The sequence below is a fragment of the Polynucleobacter sp. 71A-WALBACH genome (genome assembly GCF_018882365.1).
In the GTDB taxonomy this organism is placed as follows: domain Bacteria; phylum Pseudomonadota; class Gammaproteobacteria; order Burkholderiales; family Burkholderiaceae; genus Polynucleobacter.
Map to the genome: position 1 here is coordinate 1,462,772 of NZ_JACVOP010000001.1, position 17,672 is coordinate 1,480,443.

General features: G+C 45.9%; 17 protein-coding genes and 1 tRNA gene. 10 read left to right on the top strand and 8 right to left on the bottom strand.

What is annotated here, in order from left to right:
- Position 1 precedes the first annotated feature (1 nt).
- Genes ICN42_RS07395 through ICN42_RS07405 form a run of 3 tightly spaced genes read right to left on the bottom strand, consistent with a single transcriptional unit; the run spans position 2 to position 2,165 of the window.
- Complete coding sequence (locus ICN42_RS07395) at positions 2 to 790, bottom strand: UDP-2,3-diacylglucosamine diphosphatase (protein ID WP_216252705.1); 789 nt, start codon at positions 788 to 790, stop codon at positions 2 to 4.
- Entirely contained in the window at positions 787 to 1,290 is a 504-nt protein-coding gene (locus ICN42_RS07400; protein WP_216252707.1) for a peptidylprolyl isomerase, read from the bottom strand. Before ICN42_RS07400 ends, ICN42_RS07395 begins: the two co-directional genes overlap by 4 nt.
- 47 nt (positions 1,291 to 1,337) lie before the next feature.
- A complete protein-coding gene (locus tag ICN42_RS07405; protein ID WP_216252710.1) occupies positions 1,338 to 2,165 on the bottom strand; it encodes a lipopolysaccharide assembly protein LapB in 828 nt (275 codons plus the stop codon).
- Positions 2,166 to 2,252: 87 nt separating this feature from the next.
- Between ICN42_RS07405 and cysS the strand changes: the two genes are divergently transcribed.
- From cysS to ICN42_RS07435, 6 genes are all read left to right on the top strand, one after another.
- Positions 2,253 to 3,674, top strand: a complete 1,422-nt coding sequence (cysS, locus tag ICN42_RS07410) for a cysteine--tRNA ligase (RefSeq protein ID WP_216252719.1) — start codon at positions 2,253 to 2,255, stop codon at positions 3,672 to 3,674.
- A gap of 29 nt (positions 3,675 to 3,703) precedes the next feature.
- On the top strand, positions 3,704 to 4,360 hold the full coding sequence (locus ICN42_RS07415) for a DNA-3-methyladenine glycosylase (protein ID WP_370626009.1): 657 nt from the start codon (positions 3,704 to 3,706) through the stop codon (positions 4,358 to 4,360).
- Between the two features lie 9 nt (positions 4,361 to 4,369).
- Positions 4,370 to 5,341 carry an acetyl-CoA carboxylase carboxyltransferase subunit alpha gene (locus ICN42_RS07420; RefSeq protein ID WP_216252721.1) on the top strand — a complete coding sequence of 324 codons (972 nt, stop codon included), beginning with the start codon at positions 4,370 to 4,372 and terminating at the stop codon, positions 5,339 to 5,341.
- Entirely contained in the window at positions 5,307 to 6,623 is a 1,317-nt protein-coding gene (gene tilS, locus ICN42_RS07425) for a tRNA lysidine(34) synthetase TilS (RefSeq protein ID WP_216252723.1), read from the top strand. Before ICN42_RS07420 ends, tilS begins: the two co-directional genes overlap by 35 nt.
- An 84-nt stretch (positions 6,624 to 6,707) precedes the next feature.
- On the top strand, positions 6,708 to 7,958 hold the full coding sequence (locus tag ICN42_RS07430) for an aspartate kinase (protein WP_216252725.1): 1,251 nt from the start codon (positions 6,708 to 6,710) through the stop codon (positions 7,956 to 7,958).
- A 90-nt stretch (positions 7,959 to 8,048) separates the two neighbouring features.
- A tRNA-Ser gene (locus ICN42_RS07435) sits at positions 8,049 to 8,143 on the top strand.
- A 66-nt stretch (positions 8,144 to 8,209) separates the two neighbouring features.
- On the opposite strand, the gene ICN42_RS07440 is transcribed toward ICN42_RS07435, so the two are convergent.
- From ICN42_RS07440 to ICN42_RS07460, 5 genes are read right to left on the bottom strand one after another with little or no spacing between them, the layout of a single operon-like run.
- Positions 8,210 to 9,037 carry an SDR family NAD(P)-dependent oxidoreductase gene (locus ICN42_RS07440; RefSeq protein WP_216252727.1) on the bottom strand — a complete coding sequence of 276 codons (828 nt, stop codon included), beginning with the start codon at positions 9,035 to 9,037 and terminating at the stop codon, positions 8,210 to 8,212.
- Positions 9,038 to 9,775, bottom strand: a complete 738-nt coding sequence (locus ICN42_RS07445; protein ID WP_255539277.1) for an SDR family NAD(P)-dependent oxidoreductase — start codon at positions 9,773 to 9,775, stop codon at positions 9,038 to 9,040.
- Complete coding sequence (locus ICN42_RS07450; protein ID WP_216252730.1) at positions 9,768 to 10,553, bottom strand: citryl-CoA lyase; 786 nt, start codon at positions 10,551 to 10,553, stop codon at positions 9,768 to 9,770. Before ICN42_RS07450 ends, ICN42_RS07445 begins: the two co-directional genes overlap by 8 nt.
- Before the next feature lie 10 nt (positions 10,554 to 10,563).
- Positions 10,564 to 12,084, bottom strand: coding sequence for a class I adenylate-forming enzyme family protein (locus tag ICN42_RS07455; protein ID WP_216252731.1), 1,521 nt, complete (start codon positions 12,082 to 12,084; stop codon positions 10,564 to 10,566).
- A gap of 29 nt (positions 12,085 to 12,113) precedes the next feature.
- The gene (locus tag ICN42_RS07460; protein WP_216252734.1) at positions 12,114 to 13,106 is read right to left on the bottom strand and encodes a tripartite tricarboxylate transporter substrate binding protein; all 993 of its coding nucleotides are present in this window, start codon (positions 13,104 to 13,106) and stop codon (positions 12,114 to 12,116) included.
- A 507-nt stretch (positions 13,107 to 13,613) separates the two neighbouring features.
- Here ICN42_RS07460 and ICN42_RS07465 point away from each other — a divergent pair.
- Genes ICN42_RS07465 through ICN42_RS07480 form a run of 4 tightly spaced genes read left to right on the top strand, consistent with a single transcriptional unit; the run spans position 13,614 to position 17,670 of the window.
- Positions 13,614 to 14,765 (top strand): branched-chain amino acid ABC transporter substrate-binding protein, encoded by a 1,152-nt coding sequence (locus tag ICN42_RS07465; protein WP_216252736.1) that lies wholly within the window; start codon positions 13,614 to 13,616, stop codon positions 14,763 to 14,765.
- 45 nt (positions 14,766 to 14,810) lie between these two features.
- The gene (locus tag ICN42_RS07470; RefSeq protein WP_216252738.1) at positions 14,811 to 15,743 is read left to right on the top strand and encodes a branched-chain amino acid ABC transporter permease; all 933 of its coding nucleotides are present in this window, start codon (positions 14,811 to 14,813) and stop codon (positions 15,741 to 15,743) included.
- Between the two features lie 2 nt (positions 15,744 to 15,745).
- On the top strand, positions 15,746 to 16,888 hold the full coding sequence (locus ICN42_RS07475) for a branched-chain amino acid ABC transporter permease (protein ID WP_216252740.1): 1,143 nt from the start codon (positions 15,746 to 15,748) through the stop codon (positions 16,886 to 16,888).
- Positions 16,885 to 17,670 (top strand): ABC transporter ATP-binding protein, encoded by a 786-nt coding sequence (locus ICN42_RS07480; RefSeq protein ID WP_216252742.1) that lies wholly within the window; start codon positions 16,885 to 16,887, stop codon positions 17,668 to 17,670. Before ICN42_RS07475 ends, ICN42_RS07480 begins: the two co-directional genes overlap by 4 nt.
- Positions 17,671 to 17,672 lie beyond the last annotated feature (2 nt).

Here is a 17,672-nt window from a genome sequence, read left to right on the forward strand (position 1 = left end):
ATTAATTCTTGATCAGATCGGCGTAACGCACGCCATCTTGATTAATGTGGAGCGCACTTGCACGTGGTCGACCGCTTTCCGGGTGATCCAAATCCCAGTCTGATAAGACCCAGCGTTGCCATTCTTGATCTTGTAGCCGTTCTTGATGATGCTTTGGCAAATGGGTATGACCATGAATCAATTGATTGGCGGCTTGATCCCTCAAGACTGCGGCGCAGGCCGCTAAGGTCACATCCGTTTTAGCTTGTCCGCCTGGTGCTGAGGATTGCATTGCGCGTTGGTATTGCAAGCCGCTATTACTGCGAAGGTGATTTGCAATAGAGCGACGCCAAGTTAAGGGTAAGCTTAAGAATAACTTTTGGATCCAGGTTTTACGAACCCATCCGCGGAAGACTTGATAGCCAATATCCGCCGTGCAAAGGGAGTCACCGTGACAGAGAACATATTCAGAGCCAGCAATATTAATTTTGCTCGGGTCAGACATGAGTGTCATGCCAGTTTTAAGTAAGAATTGCTTTCCAATGAGGAAGTCACGATTACCGTGTAGGTAATAGGTTTTCACTTTGGTGGAAAGTGTTGCCAGCGCATGCTTCACCTCTTGTTGAAATGGCGAGTGAAGGGCGGCATCATCTCCAACCCAATACTCAAATAAGTCCCCCAAGATAAATACAGCTTCTACCTTAGGGGCATCCTTTTCACAAAAATCAAAGAAACGTTGCGCCGTCAAAGGCATTGACGGCGTGAGATGCAAATCAGAAATGAGCAGCGCGCTCGCGTATTGCGGAATCATTCCTCGAGGATGCTAGCCTTTTCAATCACAACGTCTTCCGCAGGTACGTCTTGATGAAATCCAGCATTGCCAGTTTTAACTTTGCGAATTGCGTCAACCACATCAAGGCCATCAGTGACCTTGCCAAAAACAGCATAGCCCCAACCTTGAGCGTTTGGAGCAGTGTGATTTAAGAAGTCATTGTCATTAACGTTAATGAAAAATTGCGCTGTTGCTGAGTGCGGATCGCTAGTGCGAGCCATGGCCACTGTGCCACGTTCGTTCTTGAGGCCATTATTTGCTTCGTTTTCAATTTGGGCGCCAGAAGATTTTTCTTTAAGGCCAGCAGTCATGCCGCCACCTTGAATCATAAAATTATCAATCACACGATGAAAAATAGTGCCATCGTAGTGGCCGCTTTTTACATACTGTAAAAAGTTAGCAACAGTTTTTGGTGCTTTAACAGCATCGAGTGTGAGGGTGATGTCACCCTTGTTTGTTTTGAGTAGAACTTTAGCCATGATGAATTAACTTTCTATGAGTTAGTAGATAAAAAGGGTAAAAAAAATTACTTCGAAGTCAGTGGTGCTGGGATTGCTGGTACCGCTGGCGCAACTCCCTTTTTGGGTGGGGTGAGTATTTCCATTAATGCTTTTGCGCGATTGGTATATTGACGTTGATTGAGCGCGGCATCTTTTGCCGCATTGTCATAGGCTTGGGCCCCTAGACGGATATAAACCTCTCCTAAGTTGGCAGAGGCAACCGTATAGCTTGGGCGTAATTTCAAAGCGAGCTCCAAGTAGTCTCTGGCCTCAATCCAGTTTCCCTGGTTGGCTGCTAGTGCAGCTAAGTTGTTGTAAGGCTCAGGCAGCTCTGGAAATTGTTGGGTAATTTCAACTAGCGTCTTTTTGGCTGCCTCCCATTGACGCATCTCAATTTGCATGCGAGCCTTGACGTAACGTAATTGCACATTGCCGGGTGTTTTCTTGAGTCTCTTATCAATGCTTTCAATAGCTTCAGGATATTTCTTGGCTTTTACTAGCTTTTCAATTTCGGATGGAACCCCGTTTTTAGTCACTGGATCCGGCTCAATAATCAAAAAAGAGAGAAATGGAACAGCCACAGAATCAGACAAATCTTGATTAAATTGATCGTAACCTAATGAATTACTGGCCAATCTAGGCGGCTCCCCCGGCGTATAGGAGCCTAAATAGGGTTGAGGTGTTTGAGGTGTCGCTGGTTGGGCGGGGCAAGAGCAAGGCGTATTCAGGGCCTTAATTTCAGCATCTGCCAACTGTTGCCCGGGAGTGCTACACCCCAAAAGGAGTAAAGCGGCAAAAATGGCGCTTAAGCTTGCAAAATGGGCTGGACGTAGTGAAAACAGGGTAGCTGGCATAGGGGGTGGGGTGAAAAACTGGCTCATTCGATATACTCAGCGCTCAGTCTAACAAATTGGCGCTACTTGCCCACCTTTATAGCCCCTATGCTGCAAATCTATAACACTCTCAGTCGTTCTAAGCAGGCCTTTAAACCCATCGAGCCAGGCAAAGTGAAGATGTATGTCTGTGGGATGACTGTTTATGATTTTTGCCATATCGGGCATGCCCGCGTAATGATTGTGTTCGATATGGTGGTCCGCTGGCTAAGGGTTAGCGGCTATGAAGTTGTTTATGTCCGCAACATCACCGATATCGATGACAAGATCATCAACCGCGCAGTTGAGAACGGTGAGCCTATTTCCGTGTTGACACAGCGTTTTATCGATGCCATGCATGCGGACTCAGATGAGTTAGGTTTGATGCACCCCGATCATGAGCCTCGCGCTACGGATTACATCACTCAAATGCAAGGCATTATTGGTCGCTTGATTGAAAAAGAATTAGCCTATCAAGGTGAGGATGGCGATGTGAATTTTGCTGTTCGCTTATTCCCGGAATATGGACGCCTCTCTGGCAAATCTTTAGATGAATTGAATGCAGGCGAGCGCGTCGCTGTTGGTGGTGGCAAGCGTGATCCATTGGATTTTGTGTTGTGGAAAAGCGCCAAGGCAGAGGAGCCTGTCGATACGCGTTGGAAATCACCTTGGGGCGAAGGTCGCCCTGGATGGCATATTGAATGTTCGGCCATGTCATGTGATTTGCTAGGCGAGCATTTTGATATTCATGGTGGTGGCGCTGATTTGCAGTTCCCTCATCATGAGAATGAGATTGCCCAAAGTGAAGGCGCCTTATACGGCAGAGATCACCAGGCGAACGACCAACCTTTTGTCAACTACTGGATGCATAACGGCCACATTCGGGTAAATGAAGAAAAAATGTCCAAGTCGCTGGGTAATTTTTTCCTGATCCGTGACGTGCTGAAAAATTTTGATCCAGAAGTATTACGCTTTTTTATGTTGCGTGCTCACTATCGCAGTCCTATTAACTATAGCGATGCGCAACTCGAGGAAGCTCGTGCAGGATTAGTTCGTCTTTACACTGCTCTGGCTCACGTATCAGTTAGCGATCAGTCTGTAGACCCTCATTCTCCTTGGGCTAAGCGCTTTGCTGATGCTATGAATGATGACTTCAATACGCCTGAGGCCATTGCGGCGCTATTTGATTTGGCGAGTGAGGTAAATCGTGCTCAGGGTGAAGAGAGGATGCGTTTGGCTAGTGTCCTCAAGGGATTGGCGGGAACTCTGAACTTTTTACAACGTGACCCAACTGACTTTTTACAAGCAGGATCGCGAAGTGATGTGGTTGGCTTATCGGCTGACGCTATTGAAGCTCAAATCGCTGCTCGAGTTACCGCAAAGCAGGCAAAAGATTTTGCTGCGGCCGATTTAATTCGCAAGAATTTGTTGGAGCAGGGCGTAGTATTGGAAGATAAGCCCGGTGGCCTAACTGAGTGGCGCAGAAGCTAAGTAATTTAATTTGTGATTGAGAATGTATTTTGACTAAAGTAGTTGAGCAAGCGATTTTTGAGGAGTTAGCCCCCGAGTATTGGGAGCAGGCTTGCGCCGAGTTGATGAAGCACGATCGTATTTTAAAAAAATTGATTCCAAAATTTGGCTCAGGTTTTCTGAGAACTCGAGGTGATTCCTTCACCACCCTAGCAAGGTCGATTGTTGGTCAGCAAATTTCTGTTGCGGCTGCTCAGACTGTTTGGGGCCGGGTCTTATTGGCATCCAAAAACAAAGTAAATCCTAAAAATATCCTCGCCTTAAGCGTTGAAGACTTGCGCGCAGCTGGTTTGTCGGGTCGCAAGGTGGAATACATTCGCGATTTGGCTGAACACTTCGATTCTGGCCGTTTACAGGCTAATCAGTTGAAAGGCATGGAGGACGAGGCCATCATCAAGGAATTGTGTGATATTCGGGGTATTGGCCGCTGGACAGCTGAAATGTTCCTTATTTTTAATATGGTGAGGCCCAATATCCTTCCTTTAGACGATGTAGGCTTAATTAAGGCTATTTCCCTCAATTATTTCAGTGGAGAGCCTGTCAGCAGGCATGAGGCCCGGGAAGTAGCTGCAAATTGGGCTCCTTGGCGGACTGTAGCAACCTGGTATATGTGGAGAAGTATCGACCCCGTTCCCGTTGAATATTAAAATCAAGCTATGAAAACGACTTTCCTGGATTTTGAGCAGTCAATCGCTGAACTAGAGTCAAAGATTGAAGAGCTGCAATTTGTGCAAGATGAATCATCGGTAGATATTTCTGATGAGATCAAAACACTTACTGAAAAAAGTCAGCAACTGACTAGAGACATTTATGCCAACTTAAGTCCTTGGCAAGTTTCGCAAGTGGCGCGTCATCCACAGCGTCCCTATACCTTGGATTATGTGAGTGCGTTGTTTACTGATTTTCATGAGCTTCATGGAGATCGTAACTTTGCAGATGATCAATCCATCATTACTGGCTTAGCCCGTTTCGAGAATCAACCTTGTGTAGTGATCGGCCATCAAAAAGGTCGCGATACTAAAGAGCGTGCCTTAAGAAACTTTGGTATGAGTCGCCCTGAGGGTTATCGTAAAGCGAAGCGTGTCATGCGTTTAGCGGAAAAATTTAAAATACCGGTATTCACTTTCGTGGATACCCCAGGTGCATTCCCAGGTATCGATGCGGAAGAGCGCAACCAGTCCGAAGCGATTGGACACAACCTCTATGTTCAGGCTGAACTAGAAGTGCCTATCATTGCCACCATTATTGGTGAAGGTGGTTCTGGTGGTGCTTTAGCAATTGCTATGGGTGACGTAGTGTTGATGTTGCAAAACTCAACTTACTCCGTGATTTCGCCTGAAGGCTGTGCATCTATTCTTTGGAAGACTGCGGAAAAAGCCCCTGAGGCTGCTGAGCAGTTAGGTTTGACCGCGCAACGTTTAAAGACACTGGGCTTGATTGATAAGATTGTTACCGAGCCAACGGGTGGTGCCCACCGTGACTACGATGCCATGATGAATAGTATGCGCAAAGCTTTGGCTGAGTCGCTTAAAACCTTCGATGGCATGAAAGTAGATGCGCTTCTTGAGCGTCGGCATGAACGCTTAATGAGTTATGGCAAATTCAAGGAAATCGAAGCCAAGTCTTAAGGTGGCTACAACAGCAGCCAAACGTATTGGGCTTGCCTTAAGTGGTGGGCTTGATTCGGTTGTGTTGCTTGATACCGTTTGCAAAGCAGTTCAGGCAGACTCCAATAAAGATTTCACCGAGGTCTGGGTGTTTCATATCCACCACGGATTGCAAAAACCAGCCGACCAATGGCTGGAGTTTTGTGAGAAGCTGGCCAAAAAATACCAAGTACATTTTGACTTTCGTCTCTTGTATTTTGCTGATAAATCTCAAGGCAATATCGAAGCTAGAGCAAGAGTAGAGCGGTATGATGCTTTGACCGATTTATGCATCGAGCATGGCATTGAGGATCTTCTCCTGGCGCACCACCAAAATGACCAAGCTGAAACAATCCTTTTACAGTTGTTGCGAGGTTCTGGGGCGGCCGGTCTCTCTGGTATGCCACTCCATCGCATCAACAATAAAGGTGCTCATTCTATTACTTTGTGGCGCCCATTGTTAAATCAAAGTAGGGTAGATCTGGAGGCTTACGCTAAACAGCATAAGCTTAAGTGGGTGGAAGATCCTAGCAATCAAAATACACGCTATCGACGTAATGCCATTCGCAAAGACATCATTCCAAGGTTAGAAAAAATTCAACCTGGTGCAATTGCCAATTTAGCTCGCAGCGCAGACTTAATAGCTCAATCACAAGTACTTCTTGATCGTTTAGCCAAGCAGGATGCGAAAGGTATTCTGCTAGGTAAAAACTTAAAACTGACGCCTCTCTTGGCCCTCTCTAAATCAGATAGACCTGCCGCTAATAATTTGTTGCGTTATTGGCTCAAGTTAAATGGTTTAGCAATGCCTTCCCAAGAGCGCCTTGAATCTTGGTGGAAAGATCTGATAGCTGTAAAAGCAGATTCAAGTTTGGAGTGGCAGCATGATGGGGTAAGCATTTATTTGTGGCGTAGCGTCTTACAGGTAGCTCACGGCAAAGTAGGCCAGTGGGTTTTCAAGACCATCTCAACTAAGAGTAAGTCGCTTGGCCTTCCTGCCGCTTTGGTAAATGAGGCCCAAGATCAGGGTCGCATCGAGGAGAAACTGCGCCAGGGAGCGGAAAAGATTCAAATTAAGCCCAAAACCCCACGCAAGAGCCTCAAGAACCTCTTTCAGGAGTCTGGTACGCCGCCATGGGAGCGTCAGGCACCGTTGCTATTCATCAATGACCAGCTTGTGGCCGTAGCGGGTATAGGGGTGAGTTACCCGCATTTGGTATCCACTGGCAAGCGAGTCATTCCCGTGTGGCTTGAGAAGCCTTAGGGCAGTGATAAAACCCTGTAAAATAAGCCCCTTTTAGACCCTAGGGAATGTAATTCCCTGTAAATAGACAATACGACGGTTTTTATGGCTCTTATCGTTCATAAGTATGGTGGCACCTCAATGGGTTCAGTTGAGCGCATTCAGAATGTCGCTAAACGCGTTGCCAAGTGGATGCGTGCAGGTCACCAGGTGGTGGTCGTGCCTTCAGCAATGTCAGGCGAGACCAATCGTTTACTTAGCTTGGCAAAAGATATCAATCCGAATGCAAGTCCACGTGAGCTAGATCAAATCGCCTCCACAGGTGAGCAAGTGAGCTCCGGCTTATTAGCCTTGGCATTGCTTCGCGAAGGGGTTGATGCTGTCAGCTATGCTGGTTGGCAGGTCACAGTCCACACGGATTCTTCATTTACTAAAGCCCGTATTAAGAGTATTGATGACAAAAAAATTCTTGCAGATCTTAATGCAGGGCGTGCTGTGGTCGTTACAGGCTTCCAAGGCGTTGATCCTAATGGCAACATCACCACTTTAGGTCGTGGCGGATCTGATACGTCAGCTGTTGCGATGGCTGCAGCTCTGAAGGCAGATGAGTGCTTGATCTACACCGATGTGGATGGTGTTTATACGACAGACCCGCGTGTTTGCGAAGATGCGCGTCGCTTAGACAAAATTACTTTTGAAGAAATGCTAGAGATGGCAAGTCTTGGTTCAAAGGTATTGCAGATTCGTTCTGTAGAGTTTGCCGGTAAGTACAAAGTTAAAACCCGTGTTCTGTCATCGTTGACAGATCCATTGATGCCCCTTGATCAAGAGATGAAGTCGGGCACCTTGATTACATTTGAAGAGGACAGCACTATGGAAGCCGCAGTTATTTCCGGCATCGCCTTTGCGCGTGATGAAGCAAAAATTACCGTTCTTGGGGTTCCTGATCGCCCAGGCATCGCTTATCAAATTTTGGGTCCGATTGCGGGTGCCAATATTGATGTGGATATCATCATCCAGAATCAATCATTCGAAGGGAAGACGGACTTTACTTTCACCGTCCCACGCGCTGATTACCAAAAAGCGTTGGACTTGTTGAAGAATAATGTTCAAACTCACATTGAAGCTAAAGAGATTACCGGTGACCCAAAGGTTTCTAAGGTGTCCGTAGTTGGCGTTGGGATGCGCTCCCACGTTGGCGTTGCTAGCAAAATGTTCCGCACATTATCCGAAGAGGGCATCAACATTCTGATGATCTCCACTAGTGAAATCAAGATTTCGGTTGTAATTGATGAGAAGTATATGGAGTTAGCTGTACGCGCTCTACACAAGGCTTTCGAGCTGGATCAAAAGTAAGAACAAGCCGTAAACGCTGTAAAACTGCAGTAAAACCCCGCAGCCAACGGAATCCGTTAAACTGTGGGACGTTGTAAAGGCATCAAGCAGGGAGACGTGGCCGAGCTGGTCGAAGGCACTCCCCTGCTAAGGGAGCATCGGGGCTAAAACTCTGATCGGAGGTTCGAATCCTCTCGTCTCCGCCAAAATCCTTGTGATTTAACTGCTTGAGCCGCTACGACAAATAACTAAGCCCCTTAACTGGGGCTTTTTTATATGTATTTCCCAGTGATTCCGCCGTCTACGATCAGCTCGGTGCCAGTGATGTAGGCGGCAGCATCCGATACCAGGAAGGCGCAGGCATGCGCCACATCCCACGCGGTTCCCGATCGCCCCATGGGGACCTGACGATTCCGAGCTTCACGCGCTTCGTCTAAATTGTTTTCAGAAAACATTTTGGCTACGGTATTCGCAATTCGCGGGGTATCAATTAAACCAGGCACTACTGTATTGGCGCGAATGCCTTTGCCAGCGTATTGTTGGGCAATCATCCGAATGAATTGGGTGTTTGCAGCTTTGGTAACGCTGTAGGCTAGATGAGGGTAGCCTAAATACCGCATACCCGCTACCGACGAGATGGCAATGATATTGCCTTTGCCCCGAGATACCATTTCCGGAAGAACCTCTTGTGAGGCAAGCAGTAGGCTACTCACATTCACCTTATGTATGCGATCAAAGTCTTCGATGCTGGTTTCCATCGGGCCGCCAACTTTTCCAATCCCAACGTTGTGATGCAACACATCAATAGGACCAAATTTCCTGCGAGCTTCACTAAAGAGTCTTTTAACTTCGCCTTCTTCAGAAACATCACCGACAAAAGTTTGAGCTATCCCACCTTCATCAACAATTATCTTGGTGGTTTCTTCTGCGGAAGCTTCATCACGATCAACTACGCAGACTTTGGCGCCCAATCTGGCATAAGTGACACAGGAAGCTCTGCCAATACTCCAGCCTGGACCTGCTGAGCCGCCACCTGAAACAAAAATGACGCGGTCAGTAAGTTCAGTAGGTAAACCTGGTGGATGTGGGCGAGAGGTCATTTAATGGCTTAGTCCTACAGTCATGCCGCCACAGACATAGATCACCTGGCCGGTTGTGTAACCAGCGCGTTCATCAAGTAGTGATGCCACTAGATGCGCTACCTCATCAGGCCTACCAATTCGGCGCAATGGAACGGCCTCCAGAATTCGTTTTGTTGCTGGGGCATCGGGTGGGTTTGCACTGGTAAATAATTCAGTTGCAATAGGTCCTGGACCAATAGCATTTACAGTGATTCCATCTGAAGCCACCTCGAGAGCCAGTGTTCTGGTGAAACCATGAATCGCTGCTTTTGTAGTGGCGTAGACTATTCTTTCCGCCTTACCCAAGGCTGCTCGACTGGATATATTCACAATTCGACCAAATTGTTTGGCTCTCATTGAAGGTAGTAGTACTTGGCAACAGATTATTGCGGCGGCAACATTCACATTCATGACTGCTTGTAAGTCAGCGGTAGAAGTGTTGTCGATGTTGGCCGGCCTAACGATGCCTGCATTATTAACAAGACGGGTAATTTCGTGATGTGCCATGGCTTGATCTAAGGCTGAGCGAAGTGCACTCTCATTTGATATGTCTACTCGGATAAAGGTTTCGTCTGCATTAGCGGTGACTGGCGCCTTAATATCGAAGTTCACTACATGCATGCCATCAGCCGTTAAACGGTTAACTATTGCGCGACCAATGCCACTACTACCACCGGTGACAAGAGCGCTTGATTTGCTTGTTATAGCCTTATCCAATTTTATTAGCGCCTTCAACAAATGGAATGGCATGCTCTACCGTATCCCAAATAAATCGTCCAGAAGGGCTTTGCTGTTCTTCAACAATATGAGCAACCAAGCCTGCTGAACGGGAGATCACGGCAAAGCCGCGCATGACTGCAGTAGGTATTCCAATTTCACCCAGCAGCGCTGCTACTGCCCCTGTAGCATTGATCGTAATGGGGCGACCAGCGACTGAATCTACGGCCTTTGATAGGATTTCTAGCGCGCGAATCTTATCGCCCTTGAGGTCCGGTTCAGCACGACCCATTTCGAGTAATTTATAAGCACGTGGATCGACGGGCTTATGAAGGTGATGCCCAAAACCTGGAACTGCCGCCTTGATGGTTTTGAAATGTTGCGCAATGGTGAGTGCCTCAGCATCAGGGTCTGCCGCTGCTGTTATTCGGTCTAGTAAGACAGAGCAATTTTCCATAGTGCCAATGAAGGAGCTTCCGACAGCAAGGAGTCCAGCTGATACAGCGCCTTGGAGATTTTCTGGAGCGCTCATATAAATTAATCGCGTAGCAATTGCGCTAGGCGTAAGGCCATGCTCCATCAGAACTATCAATACAACATCAGTAATTCTGATGTCAACTGGTCGGGGTGTCCTGCCTAAAATTTGCATCAACATCACTTCGGTAAAAGTCTTTTTTCCCATTAAATCTTCCACGAGGTCTGCATCTCGATAGTGCAGGCTTGTTAAGGTATGGGTGCATAAACTAGTTATTGGAGTTTTGCTTGATGAATTAGCCATGGTTACTTATTTAGGAATTTTTTGAGGAGTTGAGAATATTTTGCAATACAGCGCTCTTTAGTAGCTTACCGACGTTAGAGTGGGGAAGAGTTTCATAAAAGTGGATACGTTTTGGTGTTTGAACGGGGCCTAAGAGCTCGCGAACAAAAGAAATTAGGGTGGCCTCATCAGCTTGCTGGCCAGGACGAATTTGTACTGCGGCTTGCACGCATTCTCCCCATTTATCATCTGGCACACCAAAGACTAGGCATTCATGAACTGCGGGGTGTTGGCTTAAGGCATTTTCAACATCCACTGGATAAACATTGAAGCCACCAGTAATCACAAGATCTTTTAATCGATCCTTTAAATAGAGGTATCCGCGCTCATCAATGAGCCCCCGGTCGCCGGTATGAAGCCAGCCATTCTTAATTGTTTCACTGGTCTTTTCAGGCATACGCCAGTAACCCGTCATTAGTAAATCACCTCGAGCCACTACTTCTCCAATTTCATCGGTAGGAAGTAGGGTGCCATCCGGTCCCATGATTGCAACATCGTTAAACCAGGTTGTGCGACCTACTGATGCCCAGTTGTTGGGATCTTCGAAATCTTCTGGCTGCATGATCGTGAGAATTTGTGGTGCTTCCGTTTGACCGTAGGTAGTACAAAGGACTGGTCCAAAAAATTCACGGACAGCCCGCACTTTCTCTGGTGGCATAGGAGCGCCTCCATAGATTAGTCTGCGCAGATTTGGATAGTCTTTACGTGAAGCATTAGGAAGAGCCATCAACATATACAGCAGGGTAGGAGGCATAAAGCAGGCTGTACCACCACGCTCCTTAAATGCAGTGCGAACAACTTCTGCGCCTGATCCATCCAGGATCACATGACATCCACCTTGGGCTAGGATTGGTACGATATAGGTCGATGTGCCATGAGTTATAGGTGCAGCCACGATATAGCGCTCATTCTCATCAAATCCCCAGGCATGAATCTGGTTGGTAATATTCGCCATCCATGCGCGATAAGGTTGCATAACCCCTTTAGGCGCTCCGGTAGTGCCGCCAGTAAATTTAATGGCTTGAATGGCATCTAGCGGGAGGTCGAATGGTAGAGCAGAAGCCCCATTATTTTGTTGGATCAAGCCCCCAATAGTTTTTATTGAGGGTTCATCTTCATCTTTTCCTGTGCGAATAAATGTAGCGGGAGCATCGACCAGAAGATCCGCGCAAGCTTCATCGTAAACAATGAGGCTTGGTTCTGTGATGTCGATAATGCGGCGAATTTCTGGCCGAGTACTTTTGGGATTGAGTGGAACCCACACTTTTCCAGAGGCCAAAATTGCTAGTAGGGCAACGATGTGGTCAGCATTGTTTCCAGAGCAAATAGCTACCCGGCTTTGGAGGCTGGGATCCAGCGCCATTAGGCCAGCGGCAAGCGCTTTTACCTTTGAAGCTAATTCTTGGTAGCTAATCTGGCCCGTAGGTGTATCTATGGCTGTACGATTTGGCCAACGCAAAGATGCTCGCCATAAAAAGTCGATTGGAAACATGCGGGGTACTACTCCTGTCTTATATTTAGTTATTCAGCTTTAGCGCCAGAGGCTTTTACGACTTCACGCCAACGCTTTACCTCGGCTGTCTCAAAGTCACGCATTTTCTCTGGCGAACCAGGCTCAGGTGTTGCTGCTAACTCCTGTAGACGTTGACGTACATCAGGAGCTGTTAACGCCTTATTGAGCGCAGCGTTGAGTTTATCGATAATCGGCTTTGGTGTTCCTGCTGGAGCGGCTAAGGCAAACCAAGATTGCACGTCAAAGTTTGGATACCCAGACTCAGCAAGTGTTGGCACATCGGGGAGTAAGGAAGAACGTTGCGCACTCGTAATGGCAATTGGGCGGAGTTTTCCACTTTGAATATGAGGCATTGCAGAAGGGGCGTTATCGAACATGGAGTCTACTTGACCGCCGAGTAAATCAGTCACAGCCGGGGCGCTACCTTTATAAGGGATGTGCAGCATTTTGACTTTCGACTGCATCTTAAACATCTCGCCGGAGAGATGAATAGATGAGCCATTACCAGAGGATGCAAAAGTGATCCCATCTTTTGATTCTTTTGCATAACGCACATAATCTGCGACAGTTTTGATTGGTAGATTTGGATTTACCACCAAAATATTAGGAATCTTGGCAATCATGCCAACAGGATCTAAATCTTTGAGTGCGTCATATCCAAGCTTGGGATACAGGGACATATTGATGGTATTGGCAATTGAAAAGGCATAAAGGGTATAGCCATCAGCGGGAGATCGTGCAACTATTTCTGCACCTAAATTACTATTGGCGCCAGGTTTATTTTCAACAATAATTGATTGCCCTAAGCTATTGCCCATCTTTACCGCTACTAAGCGCGTCAACACATCAGTAGCTCCTCCTGCAGAGTAGCCAACAATGATCTTGATGGATTTATCTGGCCAGTTTGAATTCGTCTGGGCATATGCGGAAATTGATGTTGAGCAAGCTAGAGTAGTCAGCCAAATTAAGAAACCTCTGCGCCTCTGAAAATTTAAAGACATTACCATCCCCCTAAGTTCATTTTTAGATCGCACCCCAGATTATTTGTAATATGGTGCACTTGTTGTTTGATGAAAATATTACATGACAAACGATATAAGGTGCTTAAAGTGGGGTTATGCATTGATTTGTGGCACCCCCTAACTCTGAAATAATCCTAATCTTATGTTGAGTTGGGATGCTGAATTACTAGAGAAAATCTGGTCAATTCTGTCTTTACCGATATTGTTTGGTTTCCATAAGAGCATTTGGAGCTCATTACATCTTCAATTTGGTGCAGTGCATGCATTTGAATTATTTGTGCACCAATGTGTTTAATTGTGAGAGATAGCGCTAAGAATCGCTCTCTATAGTTTGATGCTTAATCAATTCGTGCTGCTACTCGCCATAAGGCTAGTCTTTTAGGGTATACCAGCACGCAAAAGAGATGACGAAGATCAATATTTCAAAAATAGAATATTGCTACACTGATTAGTAAGTGCATGTAAAAAATTATTAGGAGATTAGTTATGAAATCAATCGTTTCAGCTTTAGTCCTTGCGCTGTGCTCCAGCCTCTCTTTTAGTGTTTCCGCTAAAGATACGGTCAAGATTGCCTACATCGGGCCTTTGACTGGCGGTGTGTCAGCCAATGGTATCGGTGGCCGAAACTCAGCAGATCTCGCGGTGCGTTTGAGAAACCAAGATCCAAATGCGAAATATAAATATGAATTAGTTTCGGCAGATGATGAATGTAAGCCAAACGTTGGCGTACAGGTTGCAACAAAGATTGCCTCTGATAGCTCCATCATTGCCGGCGTAACGCACTATTGCTCAGCAGTAGCAATGAGCACGGTAGACGTTTATCACAAATTTGGCCTTCCAGTCATGGTGTGGGGAGCGGTTTTGCCTGAAATTACTTATGCAAATGACTTTAAAGAAATACATCGTGTAAATGGCACCATGATTAATCAAAATGAGGTTGCTGCCAAATTTCTGACTGGTTTGGGTTATAAAAAGTGGGTCATTATTCATGACACTACTGACTACGGTAAAGGTCACAATAAGTACTTCACTCAATTCTTAACCAAAAATGGTGGACAAATTCTTGGAACGTTTGGCGTTACCGCTGATCAGCAAGACTTTACCGCTGAGTTGACGAAGATTAAGGAGTTGAAGCCAGAGGTCGTTTACTTTGGCGGCCTGACACCTATCGGTATTCGCATTCGTACACAAATGGATCGCCTTGGAATTAAGGCTGTATTCGAGGGGACATCTGGTATTAAGTCTGATGCCTATATTGAAGGTTTAGGTAAATTATCAGAAGGCTCCTTGTCCTTTATTGAGGGAGCGCCATGGGAAAAGTTACCAGGTGGCTTGGAATTCACTGCTAAATATAGCCAGCAAAAATATCCTGATGCTCCTGAGGCCTATGGCCCATTTGCATACACAGCTGCTAACCTAATCATGGATGCTATTGAAAAGGCTGGCCCAAATCGCAAGAAGGTAATGGATGTCCTCAACAAGACCAACAATGTAGAGACCATCATCGGAAAGGTAAGTTTTGACGACCATCGTCAAAATATTGTTCCTTTGATTTCTAAATATGTTGCTCAAGATGGCAAGTGGGTTGTTTGGGAAGATAGCTTGTATGCAAAGAAGCAACGTAAATTAGGGCAATAAATTTAGTTTTATTGTTGGCAACCGAAGTGGTGAGGGTGATAGTGCATGTCGTTTGATATCTTTTTGCAGTACCTGCTTAACGGCTTAATGTTAGGCGTTATTTACGCGATTGTTGCAGTAGGATTCACACTCTACTTCGGTGTTTTAGACGTCATTAAGTTCTCGCATGGCGATATTTTGATGGTAGGGGCTTTTGCTGGCCTCACTGCTTATATTGGCATTGCGGGCACTTTTGATTCCCCTTGGCTACAACTCTTAGTGCTTGTCCTCATTAGCCTCTCGGTAGCTGCTTTCTTGGGTGCAGTCATTGCGCGCTACTTAATTCTGCCTTTGCAAAAGGCTCCCCCCATCAATACGCTACTAGTCACCTTGATGTTGGGATTGGCCTTGCGTGAAGCAGTACGCCTGTTTTATCCAAACGGCTCCAATCCAAAACCCTTTCCAAGGTTGCTGCCAACAGATGGAATCTCTCTTGGTGAATTTACCTTGCGCTCAGATAGTTTGATTTTGCTATTAACTGGAATTATCTGCATCGTTGCTGTTCAAAGGCTGATTACCCGGAGCAAGATTGGTTTAGCAATTAGGGCAGTTGCGCAAGATAGTGAAACCGCTCGCATCATGGGGATTAATTTCCGCCAAATCGTTTTAATTACTTTTATGCTTGGATCTGCATTAGCAGCCTTAGCCGGAGTAATGAATGGACTGTATTACAACGAAGTGAACTTCAGCATGGGTCTTTTACTTGGGGTCATCGGTTTTTCTGCGGCGGTTGTTGGTGGTCTCGGCAACTTCTATGGAGCCATTGTTGGTGGATTTCTGTTTGCAGCACTACAGACTATTGGCGCAGTTTTGTTGCCGGCGATTTTGCCTGATGTTCCCAGTGCCTATAAGGATGTTTTTGCATTCACTGTAATTATTATCATCATGGGATTAAAGCCAACAGGTTTGATTTCTGAAAAATCAAGCGAGCGAGTATAAGTATGAAGCTATTAATCACTACTTTTGTATTGGGTTTGCTATATAGCATGCTTTTGCTAGGCTCAGAGAATCAAGTTGAGGTTGGGGGCTTAGTTATCTTGGCTTTCGTTGTCAGTGTAATTGGCAAGAAGATGGGTCTCATGGAGCGTCTCGCTGCTGCTGTACGAGAACACCCCCAGTTTCCCGCATACGCTTCCGTTGCGGGCGTACTGATAACAATCGTGGTGTTTCATAACTCCCATTTTGCTTTACTGATGCTGGCAACGGTTTTGATCTACTCCATGGTTTGTCTTGGTTTAAATATTCAGTTCGGCTATGTCGGAATTGTGAACTTTGCTGGAGCTGCGTTCTTTGGCATTGGTAGTTATACAGCAGCCGTTTTAGCGACTCATACTGCTGTCCCACATCTGGTCATCCTTGTGTTGGCCGCATGTGTATCAGCGCTGATTGGATCGATCCTTATTTATCCGGTATTGAGAACTCGAGGTCACTATGCCGCCTTGGTAACCATTGCATTCGGTATTTTGTTTAGGAATTTTCTAGAAGTAAACGATACCTTGGGTGGCCCGCAGGGAATGAAAATCCCAGCCCTGAATTTATTTGGCTGGAATCTCTCAAACGGAATTGAGATCGCCGGATACGAAATTTCCTTTTATATTCCTTATCTGTTAATTGCACTCATTCTATTGATTTTGAGCTTCAAAATTACCCGAAACTTAGAGCGTTCATGGATTGGCTTAAGTATGGACATGGTGCGTACTGATGAGATTGCGGCCTCTACATTTGGCGTCAATATTGCGCACTGGAAAATTGTGGCATTTACATTGGGCAATTTCATAGCTGGTATGGCTGGTGCCTTATATGGAATGATGACTGCCTATGTAGCTCCTAATAACTTTACCTTTGCCGACTCATTAATTTTGGTCTCCATTGTCATTTTGGGCGGTATTGGCAACCCCTGGGGAATTATTCCTGCCGCTGCTATTGTGGTCATCCTTCCCGAGAAGTTGCAGTTCATTCAAGAGTATCGTTTTTTACTCTATGCGATTGTTGTTATTTTGATTCTGCTATTCCGTCCTGATGGCCTATTGCCGCGCCGCATCCGAGAGTATTTCCCCGGCAAGAAAGCGGGGGGTAAAAAATGAACCAAATCAAAAATAAGATTCTGGAAGCCAGTAATCTCACAATGCGTTTTGGTGGCGTTACTGCTTTGGATTCCCTGAATTTGCATGTAAATGAGGGTGAGGTTCTTGGTCTCTTAGGCCCAAATGGATCTGGTAAGACAACATTCTTTAATGTGATTACCGGCCTTTATCAGGCTACCTCTGGCAATGTGTCGTTCAGGGGCAAAGATCTTACCGACGCCAGTGCTCAAGAGGTTTATCGTGAGGCAATTACTCGAACCTTTCAAAGATCAAGGCTGTCTTTGCCTTTAACCGTGTTTGACAATATTGCGATTGGTGATAATCGCCGTCTCAATACCGGCTTATTTTTCAATCTTTTTAAACGAAAAGAATTTAAAGAAGAGTATGACCGAGTGGTGGAGCAAGTAAATCAATTGCTCCTAACCTTTAATCCTAAGTTAGCGGGGAAAATTTTTGAGCCTGTCGCCAGCCTCCCCATGATTGATCGTCGCCGTATTGAGATTTGTCGTGCATTAATTAGTGAGCCAGATCTTCTGTTGCTCGATGAGCCTTCTGCGGGTATGACTCACGATGAAACGGCAGAGGTGATGGATGATATTTTGCAAGTCCGAAGCAAAATCAAGCCGTTCACTATTATTTTGATTGAGCATGAAATGGGTCTCATTCAGCGAATGACTGAACGCTGCATTGTGTTGAATTACGGCAAAAAAATTGCTGAGGGTACCTATGATGAGATTGTTAATAATCCTGAGGTTCAGGTTGCCTACTTAGGACAAGAATAATC